This window comes from Streptomyces sp. NBC_01508 (assembly GCF_045040315.1).
Lineage (GTDB): Bacteria > Actinomycetota > Actinomycetes > Streptomycetales > Streptomycetaceae > Streptomyces.
The window spans coordinates 176,164-199,786 of sequence record NZ_CP109419.1 but is presented as its reverse complement, the minus strand read 5'-3'; the positions used below and the strand labels follow the sequence as shown (position 1 = coordinate 199,786).

Here is a 23,623-nt window from a genome sequence, read left to right as displayed (position 1 = left end):
GACCGGCCCGACCTGGTCAGGATGTGCCCTCGCCGGTGACCATGGTGAGTTCGGGGGAGAAGCTGCCCCACTCCCCGTCCGGGAGCTTCGCGCGGATCTTCACCTTGTACGTGACGCCGGGCTTCTTGCCCGCGAAGACGCTCTCGGTGGTCTTGCCCACGGGTGGCTTGTTGCCCCAGACCAGCGTGGTGGTCAGTTTCTCGTTGAGATGGATCTCGTACGAGGGCACCTCACCGTCGATCTTCGGGGGCAGCCACGACAGATCAAGGTAGTACGCACCGTCCTTGGCGCTCTTGTGCCGTGCGGCCTTGAAGCTGACCGGTGCCGTGTCGGGGTCGTCGCCGGGCCCCTTCGGGGTGCTGAGCTTCACCGGGTCGCTGGCCGGTGAGGTGTTGTCGGCGGCGTCGCGGGCCTGGAGGGTGAACGAGTAGGCGGTGCCGGGTCGCAGGCCCGTGACCTTGGCCGTGGTCTCGCCGCCGCTCACGCTGTGGATCTTCGAGCCGCCCTGGAGGATGTCGTAGGAGGTGATGCCCTGGCCCATGTCCGGTGCGCTCCAGGTGAGTTCGGCTCCCCGCGAGCCGTCGTGCCTGCCGCGCAACTTCGCGGGCTTCGCGGGAGCTTCCTTGTCCTCGGCGACCACCGCGGGCGTGGTGACCGGCTTCTTCGCGCTGTGCGGCGAGAGGTTCCCGGCCGCGTCCTTGGCCCGCACGGAGAACGAGTAGGCGGTGGACGGCTTCAGGCCCGTGACGTCGATCATCCGCTGTTCGGCGGGAACGTCCTTGACTTTGGCCTTCCCCCGGTACACCACATAGCCGCTGACCGCGACATTGTCCTTGGCCTCGTCCCACATGACATGTGCGGACAGCGCGCTGCCGGCCTGAACGCTGAGGCCGGTCGGTGCCGATGGAGCCTGTGAGTCCTTGCCGTCACCACCGCCGCAGGCGACGAGGATGAGAGCGGTAGCGGTAACGAGCGCGACCTGGGTGGGGGTCCGTCGCACGATCGTCTCCTCCGTCGGAAGCAAGGGGCAATGGTCTAGACATATATGACACAGTGTCGGGTTCACTTCAAGAGGGGGCGCCCGTCGGAATCCGAATTCAACGGAAGCCGAAGCCGACACTCCGCCGGGGGGATCTCTCCACCAGGAGCGGCGGACGCACCGACTCGGTCGTCATGCGATTTCTGATTGATGACAGGATGGGTCGCTGTGCAGACCAACACACTTGTCGTCCGTCGCGCGGCGCCCGCCGACGCGTCCGACATCTCCGGACTGTGGCTGAGATCGTTCGCGGCCGCCCTCCCGAGCGTCACCCGCCCCCACAGCGAGGAGCAGGTACACACCTGGATCCGTGACATCGTCCTGCCCACCCAGGAGACCTGGGTGGCGACCGTCGAGGAGACGGTCGTCGGCATGATGGTGATCGAGGGCGCGGACGTCGACCAGCTTTATCTCGACCCCGATCACCGGGGCTGCGGCATCGGTGCCCGCCTGCTCGACCTGGCGAAGCGGCGCAGGCCGGCCGGACTGTCCCTGTGGACGTTCCAGGTCAATGGGCCGGCGCGGCGTTTCTACGAGCGTCACGGCTTCGTCCCGGTGGAGAAGACGGACGGCCGGGGCAACGAGGAGAACGAGCCGGACGTCCGCTACAGCTGGCACCCCGAGCCGGGCGGCGGCGGTATCCCCGGTCCCTCCAAGGAGCCGGACCCGACGGCCCGCTGACAGCAGGCGCTACGGCTGCGCCCGCATGCCGAACAGGAACCGCGTCACGCGGGTGCGGCGCACCAGGATGTCGTAGGCCGCCACAGTGAGCACGAGTGAAGTCACCACGATCACGGTGTACTTGACCAGGATGGGCGCGTTCAGACCCACCACGCCGTAGGCGACCGCGACGACGATCGGCTGATGCAGGATGCAGAGCGGCAGCACGGCGGTGGCGAGGTGGCCGTACATCCGCCGACGTCTGCCGACCGACGTCCCCGGCGCACCTGGCGTCCCCGGCGTACCCGGCGTGTGCTGGGGGGCCCGGAGCCGCCGAGGACGCGGGGCGGCGTTCGCGGCGGCGGTCGAGAAGGCCGAGGATCGCGACCAGCCAGCACCACCCGGCGAGCCCGAACAGCGAGCGGGCCAGGATGAACAGCACCAGCCCGGCCACGGCGGCCGGCACCGTGTCACGCCGCGTCGCGATTCTGAACCGTTCGTCGGAGGCGAGCGCGTAGCCGCAGACGAAGAAGAGCAGATACGCCCAACGGCTCCAGCCGGCGAACGCCTCATCCATCCCCGGCAGCGCGCAGATCGCCGCGAACGGCACGGCCGCCGGCAGCGCCGCACCCCGACGTCGCACCGCTGACGCGAGCCCGCCACGGCCCCGACGCCTGCCGGCGTCGGGCAGTCGGCCGGCCAGCGGCGCCAGCAGAAGGGAGAAGGTCAACAGCAGCACCACGAACCACAGATGGCCCGTCTCGGAAATGCTCGCCCCGCACCACGAAGGGAAACTCGCCCCATTCCAGCCGTACATCGAGGAATCGGGGCAGGAAGCGCGGATACGACTCGTGGTAGCCGGGATCGGCGGCCCGCAGCCGCAGCGCGCAGCCACCGCGGCACGGGAATGATCGTGAGCGTCGCGAACACCAGGGGTACGCCGAGACGCAGCAGCCGCTCGACAGCGAACCCGGCCGCGCCCCGCTTGCGCACCGAGTGCCAGGAGCCCAGGCCGGAGATGAGGAGGAGAACGGGCATCGCCCAGACCACACCGAGACCGGCGAGGATCATCGTCGCGTCGACCGTCTCAGGATTCTTGACGTAGAAGTCGTCCCTGGTGTCGAACACCAACGCCGCGTGGAAGAACACCAATCCGACGACCACCAGGGCCCGGATGGCGTCCAGTTCGGTTCTTCGCCCCGGACGCGCGGCCGGTCCCGGTTCGCTCCGCTCCGCCCCGCTGTCATCGGTCCTCCGCCGCGTCCGCCCAGGTCGCCGTACGGCAGCGACCGGCAGTGGCCAGTCTCGTGGGTGCGGCACTCCGGCGCCACCCTTCGGAGAATCGGGCGACCGCCGCCATGCCTTCGCCGACCAGGGGCGAGATCGCGTCACATCCGTGGCGTGGCCGGGTCCGCACCGCCCACCGCCGGGGGCGGTTGTGTGACGCGAGGCCGCTCGGCCGTGAAGCGCGCGCCAGGCATGTCCTGCTCACCCGCACCGACCGGGGTGGATATCGGCCCGTCGGCGGGCGGACCGGCCGAAATTCGCCAGTTGGTCTAGACCTTGACAGGTAGTGAGGATTCCGGTTTGGTTCCCTCACCCCCATGGCGGCCGTCGTTGAGTGGCGGCCGCGCGAAGGAGTGAGTCGCTTGCGACAGCGAATCCTGGCACTGTTCACCGCGCTGGTCTCGGCCATGGCCCTCGCGGTATTCCTGCCCGCCTCGACCTCGGCCGCGGCCACCTCGGCCGTCGCCTGTACGACCGGCTGGAACGCGTCCACCGTCTACTGGGGCGGCAACACCGCGTCGTACAACGGCCGTAACTGGACGGCGAAGTGGTGGACCCAGAACGAGAGACCCGGTTCGGCCGACGTCTGGACCGACAACGGCGCCTGCGGCGGCGGTGGCCCGACCGACCCGAGTGGCTTCCTGGTCACCGAGGCGCAGTTCAACCAGATGTTCCCGAGCCGCAATTCCTTCTACACCTACAGCGGTCTCACCGCCGCGCTGAGTGCCTACCCGGGCTTCGCGAACACCGGCAGTGACACCGTCAAACGCCAGGAGGCCGCGGCCTTCCTCGCCAACGTCAGCCACGAGACCGGCGGCCTGGTCCACATCGTGGAGCAGAACACGGCCAACTACCCGCACTACTGCGACCCGTCACAGTCCTACGGCTGCCCGGCCGGTCAGGCCGCCTACTACGGCCGCGGTCCCATCCAGCTCAGCTGGAACTTCAACTACAAGGCCGCGGGCGACGCCCTCGGCATCGACCTGTTGAACAACCCCTGGCTCGTCCAGAACGACGCGTCCGTCGCCTGGAAGACCGGCCTGTGGTACTGGAACACCCAGAACGGCCCCGGCACCATGACCCCGCACAACGCCATGGTCAACCAGGCCGGCTTCGGTGAGACCATCCGCAGCATCAACGGGGCCCTTGAGTGCAACGGAGGCAACCCCGCACAGGTTCAGAGCCGGATCGCCAAGTACCAGAACTTCGTCCAGATCCTCGGCACCACCCCCGGCAACAACCTCAGCTGCTGAGCAGCCGCTGAGGAGCTGCTGAGTCCGGAACGTCACTACGACAATCGGACGTAGTTCAGAGAACTGTTCTGCGACCTCCTCGTTGACTGGTTCGGGGCAGAGGCATATCTGCCCCGAACCGGATCTGTGTCCGTACCCCGCCCCCTCCGTGCGGCGGGGTACGGCCGACGAGTGGAGGTTCGCCATGTCAGGCGGCACCCAGCTGGAAGCGCGGCCCGTGGAGGCGCCGCCCGCGGAGTCTGTGGCCCTCGCGCCACCCCAGTCGCACCAGCCCCATGAACCGCCCGCACCGCAGGCGCCCGCGTCATCGCCCGTATCACTGCCCGCGTCACCCTGCACGTCACCGACCCCGCCCCCGTCCAGCCGCTCCCGGCGTCTGTTTCTGCGCGCGGCATTCACCCTCGGGGTGATCGGCGGTACGGCGGCGGCCCTGCTGCCCGTCCTTCGGGCGGACCCCCGCAGGGCAGGCCCCCCGGCCGCCGAGGCGCCGGGTCCGCCGGCCGCGGAACTCTTCGACGAGATGTACGGCGGCCGGCACATCCAGGGGACGGCCTCCGGCGTGCGTATCGACGGCCGGTCCCTGCACATCATGCGGCGCGCCGACGGCAGCCACCTCAGCGTGGTCAACCACTACGAGTCGTTCCCGACGGCCCTCGCGACCGCCCGCGCGGCGGTCGACGATCTCGGCGGTGCGCAACTCTCGCCCGCCGGCCCGGCAATTCACTGACCGCAGGGAGGACCCTCCACGGTGCACATCAGAAAGAATCAGCGGAACCTCACCGGCGCGGAGAAGAAGCGCTTCGTCGCCACGGTTCTGGAGCTCAAGCGCCAGGGCGGCTACGACGGGTTCGTCCGCCAGCATGTCCAGTACTACCGGGCCGACGGCGACGACGGCCCGCGGCCTGCGCACATGGCACCGTCGTTCCTGCCGTGGCACCGTAAGTACCTGCTGGAGTTCGAGCGGGCGCTTCAGCGCATCGACCCCAAGGTGACGGTGCCCTACTGGGACTGGACGACCGACACCACGCCGGCCGCGTCGCTGTGGTCCGAGGACTTCCTCGGTGGCGACGGCCGTTCGTCCGACGGACAGGTGACGACCGGGGCGTTCGCCTACGCGGCGGGCAACTGGACCATCAACGACGGGGTGTTGGAGCGCAAGTATCTGGTACGCGCCTTCGGCCGCCCCACCTCCCCGATCGCACTGCCCACCAAGGACGAACTGGCGTGGGCGATGGACGAGTCGGTCTACGACGCCGCGCCCTGGGACTCGACGGCCGGGCGCGGTTTCCGCAATCGCCTCGAAGGCTGGACGGCGGGCAGCGACAGGACCCGGTGGCGCAATCACAACCGTGTCCACCGGTGGGTGGGCGGCCAGATGCTGGGGTCGACCGCGCCCCACGACCCGGTCTTCTGGCTCCACCATGCCTTTGTCGACCTTCTCTGGGACCGCTGGCAGCAGAAGCACCCGAAGGCGACCTATCAGCCGCAGCGGCTGGACGACGACGACCCGCAGCGTGGCCGGGCCATCAGCGTGGACGAGCCGATGCCGCCGTGGGGGACGAAGCCGTCGGAGATGCTCAGCCACCGCAGTCTGTACCGGTACGACACCTGAGCCGCCGTGTCGCGCGCTGCCCCTTCCGGCGTCGCGCGCACACCCGGCCCACGGACAACGGCCTCCCGCATCGCATGCGGGAGGCCGTTGCCTCATACCTCAATCACAGCCGCACGCCGGGAACGTGCGTCCCCTGGTGCCGGAGGCTCAGCGGCCGTAGCCGCCGCCGTGGTGACCGGCGTCGGCGTTGACGCAGGTGTTGCCGAACGCCGGGTTGAGCAGACCGATCACGTTGACGGTGTTGCCGCAGAGGTTGACCGGGACGTGCACGGGCACCTGGACCAGGTTGCCGGACAGGACGCCGGGCGAACCGACGGCCGCGCCTTCGGCACCGGCGTTGGCGGCGGCCATACCGGCACCGCCGGCCAGCACGGCGCCCGTGCCGACGAGAACAGCAGCTGCCTTGGCAATACGCGACATCAAGATTCTCCTTGAACGTTTCGAGCACAGCCGCACGATGTGCGGCCTTCACACACGTTCAACGCGCAAACTCACCCTCGGTAACGAATTTGAGTCAATCGGTGAGGAATCAGCATGCGACAAAGGGGTGCACAGGTGTTTACCCTCGGGGCGAACGTTTGTGCACCCCCTCCGTGACTGCGACGGTTCCGCGGAGGCCACCGCCCCGGAACAACCGCAGAACAACGGAGAGCAGATGTCCGCAGCAGCCATACCGGAGCCGGAGCCGGAGCCGGGACCGGCACCTGGACCGGCACCGGCACCTGGACCTGGACCAGGACCTGGACCTGAGTCCGTGGAAGGGCGGCGCCGCCGCTTCCTCGTCGCGGTGCTGGCCTTCTGCGGCGTCGTGGTCGCCGTGATGCAGACGCTGGTCGTCCCCCTGCTGCCGCACGTCCCCGCCCTCACGGGCAGCACACCCGCCGCGGCGAGCTGGCTCGTCACGATCACGCTGCTGACGGGCGCGGTCTTCACCCCCGTACTCGGCCGCGTCGGCGACATGTACGGCAAACGCAAGGTTCTCGTCGCCTCGCTCGGTGTGCTTGTCGCCGGTTCCGTCCTGTGCGCCGTCAGCTCCCACATCGGTGTGCTGATCGCCGGCCGGGCGCTCCAGGGCGCGGCGCTCGCCGTCGTACCGCTCGGCATCAGCATCATGCGCGACGAACTCCCGCCCGCACGGCTGCTGTCCTCCGTCGCCCTCATGAGCTCGACCCTCGGGATCGGCGCCGCCGTCGGACTGCCGGTCGCCGCCCTCGTCGTCCAGAACTTCGACTGGCACACCATGTTCTGGGCCTCCGCCGTGCTGGGAGTGGTCGACATCCTGCTCGTCCTGTGGTGCGTCCCGGAGTCGCCCCTGCGCTCGCGCGGCCGGTTCGACGTCATCGGCACCCTCGGCCTGTCCGCCACCCTCGTCTGCCTGCTCCTGGCCGTCACCCAGGGAGCGGACTGGGGCTGGACCTCGGTGCGCACCGTCGGCCTGCTCCTGGCCGCGCTCGCCGTCGGTCCGCTCTGGGGTGCGTACGAGCTGCGCACCACGTCCCCCATGGTCGACCTGCGGGTGTCCGCGCGCCCCGCCGTACTCCTGACGAACATCGCCGCCCTCCTCATCGGCTTCGCCTTCTACGCCAACTCCCTGGTCACCGCGCAGATGGTGCAGGAGCCCACGAGCACCGGCTACGGGCTCGGCGCCTCCATCGTCGTCGGCGGACTGTGCCTGCTCCCCGGTGGTCTCGCGATGGTGGCGCTGTCGCCCGTGTCGGCCAGGATCTCCGCGAAGTACGGCCCCAAGACGGCACTGGCGCTCGCCGCCGCCGTGATGGCCGTCGGGTACGTCGTGCGCTTCTTCACCAGCCACAGCCTGTGGCCGATCGTCGGCGGCGCGACCGTCGTCGCGGCGGGCACCGCCATCGCCTACTCCGCCCTGCCCGCGCTCGTCATGCGCGCGGTACCGGCGGGCGAGACCGGCGCGGCCAACGGCCTCAACACCCTGATGCGGTCCGTGGGACAGGCGTTCTGCAGCGCGGTGGTCGCCGCCGTACTCGCCAATATCACCTTCCAGGCCGGCGGCCGTACCGCGCCCACCCTCCACGCCTATCTGCTGGTCTTCCTCGTCGCCGCCGGCGCGGCCCTGCTCGCCCTGGCGGTCACCCTGTGCCTGCCGGGCCGCGCGGCGGCGGCCGAGCCGGGTACCGTCGGCAAGGAGCGGGAGCGGGAGCACACGGCAAGCCGTACGTTCGCCGAGGAGGGCGCGTGAGGACCGGACATGCGGCGGACGGGACGACGGACCCCGGCGGAACGAACGACCCCGGCGCGGGCGCGGACCCCGGTACCGGCCGTCTCGCGATTCTGCGTGCCGCGCGCCGCGCGTTCACCCAGCGCCCGTACGCCGAGGTGACCATGCGCGGCATCGCCGCCGACGCGGGTGTCAGCGCCTCGCTCATCGTCAAACGCTTCGGTACGAAGGAACGGCTCTTCAACACCGTCGCCGACTTCGGCCCGGCCGCGGACAAGCTCTTCGCCGTGCCGCCCGCCGACCTCGGCAGGCACCTTGTGCTGACCATGGTCCGGCTGCGGCGTGAGAACCACTCCGACCCCCTGCTGCGCGTCGTGTTCTCCCTCGGCAACATGGACGAGCGGACCCTCCTGCGAGAGCGCTTCCGCGAGCAGGTCACCGCCCGGCTGGCCGGTCTCATCGGCGGGCAGCGGCGTGAGCTGAGGGCGGAGCTGATCACCGGCCAGCTCCTCGGGCTGGGCGCCACCCTCAGCCTCCACCGCCCCGGCGCCGGCGAGGAGGCCACCCCCGAGCTGCTGGCGGACCTCTACGCGCCCGCCCTCCAGCGGCTGATCACCGGGCTTCCCGACGTCCCGGACCTGGAGCCCGGCGAAGCCGGTCACTGAGCCTTCGCGAGCGTCCGTGAGTGTTCCCGCGGCCCCGGCATGTCCCGTCCGCTTGCGGTCCGTGCCGGTACCGCGCACACAATTGACAGCAGAAGGAACACAACGAACCGACCCGCCGTGCCCGCGACTGGGAAGAGGGGCAGGCCCGTGAGTGTCGAACCGCCACCCGGCCTTCCCCTCCCCGAACGGCCCGAAGAGCCCCGGCGGTCCGACCCGCACCGGCCCGCCGGCCCCGGCCTCACCCTCGCGTACAACCGCATGGGCAGCTTCGACATCCACATCCCCAGCGAGTACATGCGTCTGGACCCCGCAGCCCTGGACGTGTTTGACCTGCGCCCCGACGAGTACGACGGCAACATGGCCGTCGCCAACCGCGTGCCGCCCGAAGAGCTGGGGCGGCTGGACACCCTGATCCGGCGGGCGCTGGAGAACGGCACCGACGTCTACGGGGCGTACTTCCGGATCCGCTGCCGCGACGGATCACGCCGCTGGCTGCACACCCAGGGCCATCTCGTACGCGACACGGAAGGCACCGCGTACCGGGTCATCGGTATCGTGCGCGACGCCACCCGGGAGCTGGACGACGCGGCGAAGCGCACCGAATTCGTCGAGACCCGGCGCCGCCTCACCGGCATGGTCCGCAGGATCACCACCCTGCTGGCCCGCGCGACCACCGTGGCGGAGGTCACCGACGCGCTCAAGGACGCCGAGGCGCTCAGCAGCCTAGGCGCGGTGAGCGTGATGCTCGGCGTCGTCGAGAACGGACGCGTCCACACCGTCACGGAGGGGCGGTTGGGGCTGTACGTCCCGGAGCTCCAGTACACGCGGATCGACGCGCGATTCCCGATGAGCGAGGTCGTCCGCACGCTACGGCCCCGCTACATCACCTCGCGTGAGGAGTTCCGGCGCCACTTCCCGCCGCTCTGGCACCACATCCAGCACCTCCCGGTGGCCTCGGGCGCCTATCTGCCCCTGATCGTCCAGGGCAGAACCATCGGCGCGCTCGGCATGCTCTACTCCCGGCACGGCGGCTTCACCGGCGAGGAGCGCAATCTGCTGGTCACCCTCAGCGGCAGCATCGCACAGAGCCTGCAACGCGCGATGTTCTTCGAGCAGGAGCACGATCTCGCCGAGAGCCTGCAACGGGCCATGCTGCCGCACCGCGTCCCCGACGTCCCCGGCGCCCGGATCGCCGTCCGCTACCGCGCGGCCAGGGCCGGACGGGACATCGGCGGCGACTGGTACGACGTGATCCCGCTGCCCGGCGGCCGGGTCGGCCTGATGATCGGCGACGTCCAGGGCCACGACACGGACGCCGCCGCGGTGATGGGGCAGCTGCGGATCGCGCTGTGGGCGTACGTCTCCGAGGGGCACCCGCCCGCGACGGCGATGGCCCGCGCGTCCACCTTCCTCCACGAGCTGGACACCGACCGCTTCGCCACCTGCACATACGCGGAAGTCGACCTGTCGACAGGAGCGCTCCAGATCGTCCGCGCCGGACATCTCGAACCGATGGTGCGGTGCGCCGACGGCTCGTGCGTCGTCGTCGACACGGAGGGCGGGCTGCCGCTCGGGATCGCGAACGGTGCCGACCGGCGCGGCGGCGCCGACTACCCGGTCACCCGGACGACCCTCGCGCCCGGCGAGACGTTCCTCATCCACACCGACGGACTGGTGGAGCGGCCGGGAGCCACGCTCGACGAAGGACTCGACCGGCTGGCACGAGCCGTGCGGGACGGACCCGGCGGCATCCAGGAGCTGGCGGACGGCCTCGGCGACACAGTGGGGGAGCGCGGCGGGGGCGGCGACGACATGGCGCTGCTGCTCATGCGCTGGGACCCCGCGCCGCACGACACGTGACCGCCCGCCGGCCGATCTGGGCTTCCCCCGACACTTTCTGACGCATCATCAGGTGATTCGGCGGGGGCGCCGTCACCGCGACGGGCGCCCCATGTCACCTCCACGTTGCCCCCTGTTCTCCCCGACGTGTCCCCGAACCTCTGGCGAACCGGAGCGCACCCAGCGATGCTGGGCGGCTGACAGCGCTTTCTATCCGCGCCAACCACCCGTACTACAGGAGAACTTGTGGGCCCAGGCATTGCCCGCCGATCCGTCGTGCTGCTCGCGGCGGTCACCGCACTGACAACGGGAGCCATCACCCCGTCCGTCGCCGACTCGACCCCGGACCCCCGTCCACGCAACGCCGCCGAGGTGTTGCGTCCCGTCGCGCCGCCACCGGCCAGCACACCGGCCGGAACCCCCAGATCCGTCGTGGACGGCGACGGCATCGAGACCGCGCGCAACTCCCGCCCCGTCGCGCCGGGCGTCAGCCTCACCTCGTACGACCGCCTCGAATCCGACAAATGGCTGCGCGTCGACGCGCTGTCGGTCGACCTCGACGGCGGCGTCCGGGCCGACTACCTCTCGTCGGGCACGGTCGCCGACCGCCGCAGCGTCTCCGAACTCGCCGCCGGGCACGACCCCGGCAAGGGCCGCCGCACCGTCGCCGCCATCAACGCCGACTTCTTCGACATCAACGAGACCGGCGCGCCGCAGGGAGCCGGCATCAAGGACGGCGCCCTCACCCAGTCGCCCGCCGCCGGCGCCAACCGGGCCGTCGGCATCGGCCCCGAGAACGCCGGGCGTGTCCTGGAGCTGTACTTCGACGGCACCCTGACACTGCCCACCGGACCGCACCCCCTCGCCGCGTACAACGCCGCGAACGTGCCGGCCGGCGGCATCGGCGCGTACACCGCCGCGTGGGGCCGGGCCAACCGCGCGCTCACCGTGGACACGGCGACACCCGTCGCCGAGGTGGCCGTACGGGACGGCAAGGTCGTCACCGTCGCCGACACACCCGGCACCGGTCCGATCGAGCCCGGCACCACCGTCCTGGTCGGGCGGGAGGCCGGCGCCGTACAGCTCAAGGCGCTGCGCCCCGGCGACCCGGTGGCCATGGAGTACAGCCCGCGCACCAACGGCGGACCCGTGCCGCGCACCGCCGTGGGCGGACGTGAGCTCCTGGTGGTCGACGGCGTGGCGCAGAACCACGAGGGCCAGGGCAACAACACCGCCGCGCCCCGCACCGCCGTCGGATTCACCAAGGACGGCAGCGAGATGCGGGTCATCACCGTCGACGGCCGGCAGGCCGACAGCGGCGGTGTCACCCTCACCGAGCTGGCCGTGATGATGAAGCGGGCCGGCGCGTACAGCGCGCTCAACCTCGACGGCGGAGGCTCGTCCACGCTCGTGGCCCGCGCACCCGGCAGCGACGCACTGAAGGTGGAGAACGCGCCGTCCGACGGCAGCGAACGCACCGTGCCCAACGGGCTCGCCCTCACCGCGCCCGACGGCAGCGGACGCCTCGACGGCTTCTGGGTCGACACCCGGACGCCCGCGTCGGCCGCGCCCGGGGACGACCCGGTCAAGGGCGGCCACCCCGAACGCGTCTTCCCCGGACTGACGCGCTCACTCACCGCGGCCGGTTACGACGAGACGTACGGCCCCGCGCAGGGCGACCCGCGCTGGCGCACCGAACGGTCGTCGGTCGGCCGGGTGAACGACGACGGGCTGTTCACCGCCCGTCGCAGCGGTACCACCGAGGTCCACGCGGAACGCGGACGGGCGGACGGGTCCGTCGAGTTGACGGTCCTCGACGACCTCGCGCGGATCCGGCCGACCACCACCCGCGTCTCTCTCGCCGACGGCGGGGCGACCGGCACGTTCGGCATCGTCGGTCTCGACGCGCACGGCGCCTCCGCGCCCGTGGAGCCGCGCGACGTGAAGCTGGAGTACGACCGCGCCCTGTTCACGATCGCCGACGACGGCAAGGGCGCCTTCACCGTCACCTCCCGGACCGGCGGTGGCGCCGGACGGATCACGGCCACCGTCGACGGCTTCAGCACCGCCCTCGCGGTGAGCGTCGGACTTGAGGAGCAGCCGGTCTCGGCCTTCGACGACGCCGCCAACTGGAAGTTCAGCCACGCCCGCGCCGCCGGTTCGGTCGCGGCCACACCCGAGGGGCAGACCGGCACCGGCCTGAAGCTCACCTACGACTTCGGCCTCTCGACGGCGACCCGCGCCGCGTACGCGAGCCCGCCGCAGCGGATCACCGTGCCCGGTCAGCCGCAGTCCTTCACGATGTGGATCAAGGGAGACGGGAAGGGCGCCTGGCCGACGCTGCATCTCAAGGACGCCGCCGGATCTGACCAGTTGCTCCGGGGGCCGTACATCACCTGGACCGGCTGGCGGCAGGTGACCTTCGCCGTGCCGCAGGGGGCCGCGATGCCGCTGTCCGTGTTCCGCTTCTATCTCGCGGAGACCGCGGCCGACAAGCGGTACACCGGCGAGATCGTGATCGACGGTCTGACGGCACAGGTGCCACCCACCGTCGACCTGCCCGAACAGCGGCCCGCGGCCGACCCGTTGATCGACCCGGCGGCCGAGACCGAGCGCCGGGACTGGCAGTTCGCCGTGATGTCCGACGCACAGTTCGTGGCCCGCGAGCCGGACAGCGCGATCGTGCGGCAGGCCCGCCGCACACTGCGCGAGATCAAGGCGGCGAAGCCCGACTTCCTCGTCGTCAACGGCGACCTGGTGGACGAGGGTTCGCCCGCCGACCTCGCCTTCGCCCGGACTGTGCTCACCGAGGAGCTGGGAGACGCGGTGCCCTGGTACTACGTGCCGGGCAACCACGAGGTGATGGGCGGCAAGATCGACAACTTCGTCGGTGAATTCGGCCCCGCGCGGCGGGTGTTCGACCACGGCGGCACACGCTTCGTCACGCTCGACACCTCCAGCCTCTCCCTGCGCGGCGGCGGCTTCGACCAGATCAAGGCCCTGCGCGCCCAGTTGGACGCGGCGGCCGACGACGCCGGAGTCAGCTCGGTGATGGTCATCGAGCATGTGCCGCCGCGCGACCCGACCGTGCAGAAGGGCAGCCAGCTCGGGGACCGCAAGGAGGCGGCGCTGCTGGAGAACTGGCTCGCCGAGTTCCGCCGTACGACCGGCAAGGGCGCCGGCTTCATCGGCAGCCACGTCGGGGTCTTCGACGCCTCGCGCGTCGACGGCGTCCCGTATCTGATCAACGGCAACTCCGGGAAGAACCCGGCTGCCCCGGCCGACGAGGGCGGGTTCACCGGCTGGTCGCTCGTCGGCGTCGACAAGGTGTCCAAGGGCGAACAGTCCGAGGCCCGGCGCGAGCCGTGGGAGGGCGGGCCCGACTGGGTCTCCGTACAGACGCGTGCGCACACCGACGCGCTGGCGCTCGACGCGCCCGCGACCCTGGAGCCAGGACACGAGGCGGCGGTCACCGCGACCGTCACCCAGGGGACCAGGGAGGTCCCGGTCGGCTTCCCGATGAGCGCGGACTGGACGGGCTCGGCGAACGTGCACATCGGTGACCCGGACGGGGCGAGCCGTCGCGACGTGGCGGCGTACGACCCGGCCACCGGGACGCTCACCGCGCTGCGGCGCGGGGCGGTCACGCTCGCGGTGACGGTCAACGGCGTGACGGAACGGGCGGAGATCCGGATCGCGACGGGGGCGACGGGGGCGGCGGAGCGGCCCGCCGCGTAACCGGGGCACTCCGGAGCCGGTGAGTCCTCGATCGCCGGACGGGCTGCTGCGCTCTGTCCTCAATCGCCGGACGGGCTTGAAGCCCGTCCGGCGATTGCGACAGGCCGGAGCCCGGTGTCACGCGGTCCCGAGTGTCGCGCCCACCGGCCGGCCCGGCTGGAGCGTGAGGCCCGTCTTCGGGGTGATCTCGCCCGGGTCCAGGTCGAGACGGAACCGCTGCGCCAGCGTGGCCAGGACCAGCACCGCCTCGACCGTCGCGAAGCGCGCGCCGAGACAGGCCCTGGCGCCGCCCCCGAACGGGAACCACGCGTGGTCCGGCACGGGCCGCGCCCCCTCGTCCCACCGCTCGGGCCGGAACGCGTCGGGCTCGGGGAACCACCGCTCGTCGCGCTGCGCGCTCCACTGGCTCGCCCAGAGCACCGTTCCCTCCGGAACCCGCCGCCCGCCCAGCGTGGAGCCGTCCTTCGCGATCACCGTCATCAGCCACACGGGAGGGTAGAGACGCAGCGTCTCCCTGATGATCTGCTCGGTCCAGCGAAGCTCCTTGAAGTCGTCGAACCCCGGCGTGCGGCCCTCCAGCACGGTGGCCAGCTCTCCGGCCAGACGCTCCCGCGCCTGCGCGTTGCGCGAGAGCAGGTACCAGGCCCAGGTCAGTGTCGTACCGGTCGTCTCGTGGCCCCCGATGTAGAGGGTGACGGCCTCGTCCCGGATCTCTTTGTCGGTCAGCCGGTCGCCCTGTTCGTCGCGGGCGGCGAGCAGTCTGCTGAGGAGGTCGTCGCGGTCCGCGCCGTCGCGGTGCCGCTCCTCGGTCACCCGGTTCACCTCGCTGTCGATGACCGCGACGGCCTTCTTGAGCCGTTGCCGCCCCGGCGTCGGGATCCACCGCGGCAGGAACAGCGTGAGACCCCGGAACTCGTCGCCGATGGCCGCCTGCGCGACATCCATGGCCGGGCCGATGGTGTCTTCGCGGCCCGCGGTGTCGGTGCCGAAGAGGGCGCGTACGGCGATGCGCTGCGTGAGGCCCAGCATCTCCCGCCGTACGTCGATGTGTTGGCCCGGCTGCCAGGTGTCGGCCAGCGCGGACGCGCAGTCGGTCATGGTGTCCGCGTAGGCCCGGACCTGGCGGGGGCGGACCACCGGCTGGACCAGCGCGCGCTTGCGCCGCCACGCGGCGCCCTCCGAGGTGACGACCCCCTCGCCGAGCACCAGTTTGAACGCCCAGCCCAGTTCGGGGTGGCGGTAGCCGGTCTCGACCTTGGTGAGCAGTTCCCCGATGTGCTCCGGCTGGGACAGGAACAGCGCGCGCTGCGGGCCGAGCCGCCAGGAGACGACGTCGCCGTGACCGCGCAGCCGGGCGAAGAAGCCGAGCGGGTCGCGGGAGAAGGCCGGGAGATTGCCGATCAGGGGCAGTTGCCGGGGGCCTGGCACCGGCGTGGCGGAGGGGCCCGGTGCGGGAGTGCCATGGCCGGTCGGGAAAGACGTACCCGTGGTCATCTGGAGTCCTTGGCGCTGGGGGCGGCGTACCGATGTTCCGTACGGTCATCAGCAAAGCCGCCGCGGGCGGCGGGCGCCAGACGACATTCGGCCGCCCGTGATCGCACGGACACGGTCCGCGCCGTCGGCATGGACGAGGGCGGTCGTTCCCCCCGCCGCCAATGGCGACAGGGGAACGACCGCCCTCGGACCGTCCTGCCGGACTCAGCTCACCGGCGTCGGTGAGGACGGCTTGTCGAACGGCTTGTCGGACGGCTGCTCGTACGGCGTGTCGCCGTCCACCGCCGCCTGCTTGGCCTCCTCGGCGAGCCGTTCCATGCCGCTGGTCGTCTTCAGCGGCTTCTCCTTGATGAACACCACGGCGACCAGCGCCAGCGCGGCGACCGGGGCGGCCACCAGGAACAGGTCCGCGGTCGCCAGACCGTACGCGTTCTCCACGATCTCCCGTACCGGCGCGGGGAGTTTGGTCATGTCCGGTACGGCGTGGCTCGATCCGCCGGACGCCCCGCCCTCCATGCCCGGGCTCTTGGCCAGCTCGGAAGCCACCCGGTTGGCGAGGATCGCGCCCAGGACGCTGGTGCCGATCGTGCCGCCCATGCTGCGGAAGAACGACAGTACGGAGGTGGCGGCGCCCAACTCGGCGGCGGGGACGTCGTTCTGGGCCGCGAGGACCAGGTTCTGCATCAGCAGGCCGACGCCGACGCCGAGAATGGCCATGTAGAGGCTGAGCAGTCCGAAGCCGGTGTCGGCGTCGATGGTCGACAGCATCGCCAGACCGGCGGTCATGATGATCGCGCCGGCGACGAGGTAGGCCTTCCACCTGCCGGTGGCGCTGATGAGCTGGCCCGCGACGGTGGACGACACGAGCAGACCCAGGATCATCGGCAGGCCCATCAGCCCCGCCACGGTGGGCGACTTGCCGAGCGCGATCTGGAAGTACTGCGAGAGGAAGACGGTGCCGCCGAACATCGCGACACCGACGAGCAGGCTCGCGATCGTGGTGAGCGTGACGGTGCGGTTGCGGAAGATGGTGAGCGGGATGACCGGTTCCGGTACCCGCGCCTCGACATAGACCGCGGCGACGAGCAGCAGCACACCGCCGCCGGTCAGCACACCGGTCTGCCAGGACGCCCAGTCGAACTGGTTGCCCGCCAGCGAGGTCCAGATGAGGATCGCGGAGACACCGGCGACGATCAGGAACGCGCCCAGGTAGTCGATCTTCACGTCCCTGCGGACGGTGGGCAGGTGCAGCGTGCGCTGGAGCAGCGCGATCGCGATCAGCGCGAAGGGCACACCGATGAAGAAGCACCAGCGCCAGCCCAGCCACGAGGTGTCGACCATGACACCACCGACCAGCGGTCCCGCGACGGTGCCGACGGCGAACACCGCGCCGAAGATGCCGGCGTACTTGCCCAGCCTGCGCGGCGGGATCACGGCCGCCATCACGACCTGCGCGAGCGCGGTCAGACCGCCGGCGCCGATGCCCTGCATCACGCGGCTGAAGATGAGCAGTTCGACGCCCTGCGAGAACCCGGCAAGCAGGGAGCCGACGATGAACATGCCGAGCGAGAGCTGGAGCAGCAGCTTCTTGTTGTAGAGGTCGGAGAGCTTGCCCCACAGGGGCACCGTCGCGGTCATCGCGAGCAGTTCGGAGGTGACGACCCAGGTGTACGCGGACTGGCTGGCGCCCAGGTCGGTGATGATGCGCGGCAGCGCGTTGGCCACCACGGTGCCCGCCAGGATGGCGACGAACATGCCGGCCATGAGCCCGGACATGGCCTGGAGTATCTGCCGGTTGGTCATGGAGGTGGGCGCCTGGTCGGGCGCCTCGATTGCGGTCAAGGTGGCCTTCTTATGATTCCGTGGAACGGCCGTCGGACGGACGGTCGTCGGTCTGTGCGGGCGGCTGACGCAGCCCGGCGGACAGGTGCGTGAAGACGTCCCGGAAGATGTCGGGGAACGCGATCGGCGGGGACTGGGAGTACCAGTGCTCGACGGAGACGCGTACGGCCGTGCCGGCGACGGCGGCGAGCAGCCGGGGGTACAGCCCGATGTCGGCACAGGCGTCGGTCCCGGGGGCATCGTCGGCACCGGGGCCGTCGACGGTGCGGGAGGCATCGTCGCCACCCGGGCCGCTCTTCGAACCGCCGCCGGGGTCGAGCCGGCGCGCGATCGTCCGTGCCAGGTCGAGTTCCTCGGCCATGTGCAGGCCGAGCCCCCGGGCCAGCAGATGCGGGGACTTCTGGAGGACCTTGGCGCGCAGGCTCCACACCTCGTGCCGTTGCTCGACATCGGCCAGCTCGCCGGCCATGGCCTCGCGTACCGCGTCGAGGGGGGACAGCTCGGCGGGGGCGTCGCGTACCGCGTGCCGGACCCGTTCCCCGATCCGCGTGTCCATCATGACGAACGCGTCGTCGTGGCTGTCGAAGTAGTTGAAGAACGTCCGGGAGGAGACACCGGCGGCTTTGCTGATGGCCTCGACGGTGACGTTCTCCGCGCCGTGCTCGGCCGCGAGCCGTACGGCCGCCTCGCTCAGCGCCGCCCGCGTGGCCTGTTTCTTGCGTTCCCGGAGACCTGCTCCGGCGCCCTTGGTCGTCACACTTTGCATGATATGCAAATGTGCAGTCTCTGCAAAATTAATCGGGACCGGGCCGCGCCGAACGACCCTCGGATCCGTATCCGCGCTGTTCAGAAACCGTTTGCGGACGATTGTCGGCGCAGTGTAAGCAGCACAATTCCCGCGCAGGCTACACTGACTGTCAGGAGGCCCCAGCCCCTGACTATCCCGCTGTCCCATTGAGTGTGGGCAGCAGCACTGGTCCTCAGGTGAGGATGTCAGCGGCATTCGCAGCGGCCATACCCAGTTGTCGCGTCGCCGGAGTGGACCACGTCCAACCGCACGCAGCGATCGAGCTGTGTGATGCAGTTGCCCACCCGTCCACGACCGGCAGCGCCGTCCCCCTTGGCTTGTGCCCTCACCAGCCACCCTGCCTGCCGAGCCGTCATACACCGGCACACGGTCGTGACACATTCGAAAGGCGTGGCCGTATGTCAGTCAACACCGTCCGTACCGTGGAGGATTCCGCGGTACCGGAACCGGGCGCCGATCTCGCGGGTGCGGCCGCGGAGCAGGCCCGCAAGGAGTCGGGCAGCGATTTCGCGCGCCTCTCCAAGAAGATCACCGCGGCCGGTCTGATGCGCCGTCGGCCCTGGTACTACGCCCTGCGCATGAGCATCGTCACCGGCCTCTTCGCCGCCGGCTGGGTCGCCTTCGCGCTCGTCGGCGACAGCTGGTGGACGCTCGCCGTCGCCGCCTTCCTCGCCGTGGTCTTCGGCCAAGTCGCGCTCGTCGCGCACGACGTGGGCCACCGTCAGGTCTTCCGGCTGCGCAAGGCCAGTGTGCGCGCCGGGAAGATCGCCGGAAACCTCGGCATCGGCATGGGCTACGGCTGGTGGCAGGACAAGCACTCCAGGCACCACGCCAACCCGAACCACGAGGAGCTGGACCCGGACGTCGTCCCCGACATCCTCGTGTGGACGCAGGGGCAGGCCAAGGCCGCCAGGGGACTTCCCCGACTCATCGGCCGCTCGCAGGCCTTCCTGTTCTTCCCGCTCCTCACCCTTGAGGGCTTCAATCTGCATGTCGCCGGTGTGCGCGCGCTGGCCAACCGCTCGCTGAAGCAGCGGACTTCGGAGGGCATCCTGCTCTTCACGCACTTCGCGCTCTACCTGGGCGCGCTGTTCGTGGTGCTGCCGCCCGGCAAGGCGATCGCGTTCCTCGCCGTCCACCAGTGCCTGTTCGGTCTCTACCTGGGCTCGATCTTCGCGCCCAACCACAAGGGAATGCCCACCCTGAGCGGCGACGACCGTCCGGACTTCCTGCGGCGTCAGGTGCTGACCTCGCGCAATGTGCGCGGCGGCTGGTTCACCGACATCGCGCTCGGCGGGCTCAACTACCAGATCGAGCACCACCTGTTCCCGAACATGCCGTCGCCGCAGCTGCGCGAGGCACAGCCGATCGTCCGGCAGCACTGCGAGGAGCTGGGTGTCAGCTATCTGGAGACCAGCCTGATCACCTCGTACAGCCAGGCGCTGCGGAGCCTGCACGACGCGGGTGCCCCGATCAGGGCGTCGGTGGCCGCGAAGGCGGACATCGAGACCGGCGTTGGTGCCGAGACCAAGGCCGACGTCAAGGTCGACGCCTAGGGCCTCTCGTTTGGATCTTGCCGGGCTCGCGGTCCCTGGCACCGCGCCTCGCCGCGTTGACGGCGGAAGGGAAGGCACGGCTCCCGCCATGCCTCCCTCCTCCGCCTCGCGATCCACGGCACCAGACCCCGCTCCCTCATCCGGCCTGATCCAAACGAAACACCCTAGGCCCTGGCCGACGGGTCCGAACCCGTCGTGTGATGAACGACGTTGGACCGTTCGCCGTGGACGAAGGCGCGTAGGCGGTACGACGCCCGCTTCTCCTCGGGCAGGGTGATCAGTCCGGACGCGTTGATGTCCGGATTCAGCAGTGCGACAGGCCGGCAGCCCTTGCTGCCGGCCTGTCGCACTTTCAGCAGGTGGCCGTCCTCGTCGGTCGGTTCCCGCTCCGAGGGCTCTCCCGGTGGCAGTGACACGTCGACTCGGCGGAGGAGCGCGGTCTGCCGTCAGGTGCTGTGCGGCAGATCCTGGACGGTGCGCAGCAGGCTCTCGGGGAGCGCCAGGTTCCAGGCGGTGACGACCGGGTTGCCGTGTTCGGTGCCGAGCCGGGACACCGTCCCCGTCTCCAGCTGGAACAGCGCGCCCTCGGCCGCGGTGAGCCCCAGATACCGGGAGGTGAGCACCCGCAGGAAGTGGGAGTGGGCGACGAGGGCGATGTCCTCGTCGCCGGCCCGCCCGGCGGCGGCGCGGACCTCGGCGAGCACCCGGTCGGCCCGGTCGCTGACGTCGGACGGGCTCTCGCCGGGGTTGTCGCCGGGGCCCGGTGTGGTGCCGTCCGTCCAGAGGTTCCAGTCCGGGCGCGTGCGGCGGATCTCCTCGGTGGTCACGCCCTCGTATCCGCCGTAGTCCCATTCGTGCAGGTCGGGATTGATACGGGTGGACCGCAGCCCGGCGAGTTCGGCGGTGCGGCGAGCCCGCGCCAGGGGGCTGACCAGGGTCAGGCTGATCCGGCGGTCGGCCAGCAGGGGGACCAGCGCGCGGGCCTGGTTCTCGCCGTGGGCGGTCAGCGGCAGATCCGTGTGGCTGGTGTGCTGTCCGGACAGCGACCACTCGGTCTCGCCGTGTCTGATGAGGATCAACTCGCCCATGGGTGCTATCCGTTCGTTCGTGCGGGGTTCGTGGCGCGTCCGTGCCGCGTCTGTGCCGCGTTCGTGCTGGGGGTCCGGCGTGCGGCGAAACCGCTCTCCCGCCGGTCCGGCTCCACGATCCCATCACGCGGGCCCCGTGCGCCCGGGGGCGCGCCCCGTGGCGGGGCTCACAGGCTCCCACCAGGCGTGAGGGAACGCGTCGCTGTGGTTGAGCGTTCATCCATATGTGGTCGCGGAGGGGAAAGTGACGACTCCGCGACCACGTTGAACGGCCCCGGCTGGTCCATCCCCCGAACCAGCCGGGGCTCCTCGCTGTCGGGGGGCGGCCCGCGTCCCGCTCAGACCCCGTCGCCCGGATTCCAGTCCAGCAGGCGTACCTTCGCCACCGTCCGTACATGGCGGCGCATCGCCGTCGCCGCCGCCTTGCCGCGCTGTGCCTCGATCGCTTCGAGGATCGCCCGGTGCTGGGTGAGGGAGCGCTGGGGGCGGCCCGGCTGGCGCAGCGACTCGTTGCGGCTCTCGGCGATCTGCTCGGCGATGGAGCGCATGAACTCGGCCAGCAGACCGCTGTGGGCCGCCGCCGTCACGGCGGCGTGGAAGAGCCGGTCGCCCTCCACGCCGGGACCGCCCGCCTCGATCTCGTCGGCCATATGACCGAGCGCGTCGCGCATCGCGGTCAGATCGTCCGTCGTGCGGCGCTCGGCGGCCAGTTCGGCGAGTTTGGTCTCCAGCGCCTCGCGCGCCTCCAGTACGTCGGGCAGCCGCCGTTTGCGTTCCACGAGCCGTTCGACCGGCTCGGCGTCGAGGCTGTCGCGTACGAGATAGGTGCCGCCGCCGTGCCGTACCTCGACGAGGCCTTGCACTTCGAGAACCACGATCGCCTGCTTCACGGACGCGCGGCTGACGCCGAGCCGCCCCGCGAGTTCGCGCTCGGGCGGCAGTCGGTCGCCGGCCCGCAGGCCGTCCTGCGCCACATGGTGGCGGAGCCTGTCGAGGACCTGTTCGTACAGTCGCGGCCGGGCCATCGGCCGCAGTGCGTCGGACATACGAACCCCCCATAACTGGTCGTTCGCAGCCTAACATTGGGCGAAAAAGTGGCTGAGCCAATTCCTGTCGAATCCCTTGACGCCCCGGTGGGCCGGTGTCCAAAGTGGTCCAGCCACTTGGCCAATACCGCTTGGCCAGTAATCAACGGCCCCAGGGACGGGAGCCCCCCGATGTCCGCCGAACTGATCTCGATCCTTGTACTTGTGGTCGTCTTCGTGATCGCCACGACCCGCTCTATCAACATGGGCGCGCTCGCCTTCGCCGCCGCCTTCGGAGTCGGCGAACTCGTCGCCGACCTGGACGCGGACGGTATCTTCGCCGGATTCCCCGGTGACCTGTTCGTGGTGCTCGTCGGTGTCACGTACCTCTTCGCCATCGCCCGCGCCAACGGCACCACGGACTGGCTGGTGCACGCCGCGATCCGGCTCGTACGTGGCCGGATAGCGCTGATCCCCTGGGTGATGTTCGCGATAACCGGGGCGCTGACCGCGATCGGTGCCGTCAGCCCGGCGGCCGTCGCGATCGTCGCGCCCATCGCGCTGAGCTTCGCCGCGCGCTACGGGATCAGCCCGCTGCTGATGGGCGCCCTGGTCGTGCACGGCGCCCAGGCCGGCGGCTTCTCGCCGATCAGCATCTACGGCTCGATCGTCAACGGCGTGGTGGAGCGCGAGAACCTGCCGGGGAACGAACTCGTCCTGTTCTTCGCCTCGCTCGTCGTCAACCTGATCATCGCGGCTGTGGTGTTCGTCCTGTTCGGCGGGCTCAAGCTGAGGGGCCGTGACCTCGGTACCGAAGGCGACGGCGACGGCAAGGACGGCAGCACCGCGGGCGACCTGGCGGCCGACGCCGCACGCCTCACTCCCGCCCGTACCGCCACGCTGACAGCCCTCGCGGCGCTCGTCGCCGCCGTACTCGTCTTCGACCTGGACGCCGGACTCTCCGCCATCACCCTCGCCGTCATCCTGAGCGCCTTCTGGCCCGACGCGAGCCGCAAGGCCGTCGGCGAGGTCGCCTGGCCGACCGTCCTGCTCATCTGCGGTGTCCTCACCTACGTCGGGGTCCTGGAGGAGATGGGCACCATCGACTACGCGGGCAACGCCGTCGGCGACATCGGCGTCCCGCTGCTCGCCGCCGTCCTGCTCTGCTACATCGCCGCCATCATCTCCGCCTTCGCGTCCTCCGTCGGCATCATGGGCGCGCTCATCCCGCTCGCCGTGCCGTTCCTCGCCCAGGGCGAGATCGGGGCGGTCGGCATGATCGCCGCGCTCGCCGTCTCGGCCACGGTCGTGGACGTCAGCCCCTTCTCCACCAACGGCGCCCTGGTGCTGGCCGCCGCACCCGACGTCGACCGGGAGCGTTTCTTCCGGCAGTTGATGGTGTACGGAGGCATCGTGGTGGCGGTGGTACCCGCGGCCGTCTGGCTCGTGCTCGTGGTGCCGGGCTTCGGATGATCCAGTCACCCGGACGACCGGTCAGAACTCGTCGACAGCAAGGAGAACGACGC

Annotated in this window: 20 protein-coding genes; 10 read left to right on the top strand and 10 right to left on the bottom strand. The window is 70.6% G+C overall.

Features of this window, described 5'->3' with window-relative positions:
• Nucleotides 1–16: 16 nt before the first annotated feature.
• Nucleotides 17–1,000 carry a fibronectin type III domain-containing protein gene (locus tag OG700_RS00950; protein ID WP_405607362.1) on the bottom strand — a complete coding sequence of 328 codons (984 nt, stop codon included), beginning with the start codon at nt 998–1,000 and terminating at the stop codon, nt 17–19.
• 207 nt (nt 1,001–1,207) lie between these two features.
• Between OG700_RS00950 and OG700_RS00945 the strand changes: the two genes are divergently transcribed.
• On the top strand, nt 1,208–1,720 hold the full coding sequence (locus tag OG700_RS00945; protein ID WP_405607359.1) for a GNAT family N-acetyltransferase: 513 nt from the start codon (nt 1,208–1,210) through the stop codon (nt 1,718–1,720).
• A 9-nt stretch (nt 1,721–1,729) separates the two neighbouring features.
• On the opposite strand, the gene OG700_RS00940 is transcribed toward OG700_RS00945, so the two are convergent.
• Both OG700_RS00940 and OG700_RS00935 read right to left on the bottom strand, forming a co-directional pair.
• Nucleotides 1,730–1,951, bottom strand: coding sequence for a hypothetical protein (locus OG700_RS00940; protein WP_405607356.1), 222 nt, complete (start codon nt 1,949–1,951; stop codon nt 1,730–1,732).
• Between the two features lie 474 nt (nt 1,952–2,425).
• Nucleotides 2,426–2,827: a hypothetical protein gene (locus OG700_RS00935; protein WP_405621360.1), complete on the bottom strand. Its 402-nt coding sequence runs from the start codon at nt 2,825–2,827 to the stop codon at nt 2,426–2,428.
• A 566-nt stretch (nt 2,828–3,393) separates the two neighbouring features.
• Between OG700_RS00935 and OG700_RS00930 the strand changes: the two genes are divergently transcribed.
• The 3 genes from OG700_RS00930 (at nt 3,394) to OG700_RS00920 (ending at nt 5,851) form a co-directional block, all read left to right on the top strand.
• Nucleotides 3,394–4,239: a glycoside hydrolase family 19 protein gene (locus OG700_RS00930; RefSeq protein WP_405621358.1), complete on the top strand. Its 846-nt coding sequence runs from the start codon at nt 3,394–3,396 to the stop codon at nt 4,237–4,239.
• Nucleotides 4,240–4,423: 184 nt separating this feature from the next.
• The gene (locus OG700_RS00925; RefSeq protein WP_405607353.1) at nt 4,424–4,966 is read left to right on the top strand and encodes a tyrosinase family oxidase copper chaperone; all 543 of its coding nucleotides are present in this window, start codon (nt 4,424–4,426) and stop codon (nt 4,964–4,966) included.
• 21 nt (nt 4,967–4,987) lie between these two features.
• Entirely contained in the window at nt 4,988–5,851 is an 864-nt protein-coding gene (locus OG700_RS00920; protein ID WP_405607350.1) for a tyrosinase family protein, read from the top strand.
• Nucleotides 5,852–5,998: 147 nt separating this feature from the next.
• On the opposite strand, the gene OG700_RS00915 is transcribed toward OG700_RS00920, so the two are convergent.
• Complete coding sequence (locus OG700_RS00915) at nt 5,999–6,271, bottom strand: chaplin (protein ID WP_405607347.1); 273 nt, start codon at nt 6,269–6,271, stop codon at nt 5,999–6,001.
• Nucleotides 6,272–6,506: 235 nt separating this feature from the next.
• Between OG700_RS00915 and OG700_RS00910 the strand changes: the two genes are divergently transcribed.
• The 4 genes from OG700_RS00910 to OG700_RS00895 all read left to right on the top strand — a co-directional run bounded on the left by OG700_RS00910 (nt 6,507) and on the right by OG700_RS00895 (nt 14,284).
• Nucleotides 6,507–8,063, top strand: a complete 1,557-nt coding sequence (locus OG700_RS00910; protein WP_405607344.1) for an MFS transporter — start codon at nt 6,507–6,509, stop codon at nt 8,061–8,063.
• Nucleotides 8,060–8,707 (top strand): TetR family transcriptional regulator, encoded by a 648-nt coding sequence (locus OG700_RS00905; protein ID WP_405607341.1) that lies wholly within the window; start codon nt 8,060–8,062, stop codon nt 8,705–8,707. The genes OG700_RS00910 and OG700_RS00905 overlap by 4 nt, the downstream gene beginning before the upstream one ends.
• Before the next feature lie 147 nt (nt 8,708–8,854).
• Nucleotides 8,855–10,567 carry a SpoIIE family protein phosphatase gene (locus OG700_RS00900; protein ID WP_405607338.1) on the top strand — a complete coding sequence of 571 codons (1,713 nt, stop codon included), beginning with the start codon at nt 8,855–8,857 and terminating at the stop codon, nt 10,565–10,567.
• 225 nt (nt 10,568–10,792) lie between these two features.
• Nucleotides 10,793–14,284, top strand: a complete 3,492-nt coding sequence (locus OG700_RS00895; RefSeq protein WP_405607335.1) for a phosphodiester glycosidase family protein — start codon at nt 10,793–10,795, stop codon at nt 14,282–14,284.
• A 117-nt stretch (nt 14,285–14,401) separates the two neighbouring features.
• On the opposite strand, the gene OG700_RS00890 is transcribed toward OG700_RS00895, so the two are convergent.
• The 3 genes from OG700_RS00890 to OG700_RS00880 all read right to left on the bottom strand — a co-directional run bounded on the left by OG700_RS00890 (nt 14,402) and on the right by OG700_RS00880 (nt 18,386).
• Nucleotides 14,402–15,778 (bottom strand): cytochrome P450, encoded by a 1,377-nt coding sequence (locus OG700_RS00890; RefSeq protein ID WP_405607332.1) that lies wholly within the window; start codon nt 15,776–15,778, stop codon nt 14,402–14,404.
• Nucleotides 15,779–15,982: 204 nt separating this feature from the next.
• Complete coding sequence (locus OG700_RS00885; protein ID WP_405621356.1) at nt 15,983–17,581, bottom strand: MDR family MFS transporter; 1,599 nt, start codon at nt 17,579–17,581, stop codon at nt 15,983–15,985.
• A gap of 49 nt (nt 17,582–17,630) precedes the next feature.
• Nucleotides 17,631–18,386 carry a TetR/AcrR family transcriptional regulator gene (locus OG700_RS00880; RefSeq protein ID WP_405607329.1) on the bottom strand — a complete coding sequence of 252 codons (756 nt, stop codon included), beginning with the start codon at nt 18,384–18,386 and terminating at the stop codon, nt 17,631–17,633.
• Between the two features lie 440 nt (nt 18,387–18,826).
• Here OG700_RS00880 and OG700_RS00875 point away from each other — a divergent pair, with 440 nt between their 5' ends.
• A complete protein-coding gene (locus tag OG700_RS00875) occupies nt 18,827–19,984 on the top strand; it encodes a fatty acid desaturase family protein (RefSeq protein WP_405607326.1) in 1,158 nt (385 codons plus the stop codon).
• A 164-nt stretch (nt 19,985–20,148) separates the two neighbouring features.
• Here the strand turns inward: OG700_RS00875 and OG700_RS00870 are convergent, their stop codons facing one another.
• The 3 genes from OG700_RS00870 to OG700_RS00860 all read right to left on the bottom strand — a co-directional run bounded on the left by OG700_RS00870 (nt 20,149) and on the right by OG700_RS00860 (nt 22,118).
• Nucleotides 20,149–20,400 carry a hypothetical protein gene (locus OG700_RS00870; RefSeq protein ID WP_405607323.1) on the bottom strand — a complete coding sequence of 84 codons (252 nt, stop codon included), beginning with the start codon at nt 20,398–20,400 and terminating at the stop codon, nt 20,149–20,151.
• 30 nt (nt 20,401–20,430) lie between these two features.
• Nucleotides 20,431–21,072: a histidine phosphatase family protein gene (locus OG700_RS00865; RefSeq protein ID WP_405607320.1), complete on the bottom strand. Its 642-nt coding sequence runs from the start codon at nt 21,070–21,072 to the stop codon at nt 20,431–20,433.
• 338 nt (nt 21,073–21,410) lie between these two features.
• On the bottom strand, nt 21,411–22,118 hold the full coding sequence (locus OG700_RS00860; protein ID WP_405607317.1) for a FadR/GntR family transcriptional regulator: 708 nt from the start codon (nt 22,116–22,118) through the stop codon (nt 21,411–21,413).
• 171 nt (nt 22,119–22,289) lie between these two features.
• Between OG700_RS00860 and OG700_RS00855 the strand changes: the two genes are divergently transcribed.
• On the top strand, nt 22,290–23,570 hold the full coding sequence (locus tag OG700_RS00855) for an SLC13 family permease (RefSeq protein WP_405607314.1): 1,281 nt from the start codon (nt 22,290–22,292) through the stop codon (nt 23,568–23,570).
• Nucleotides 23,571–23,623: the final 53 nt, after the last annotated feature.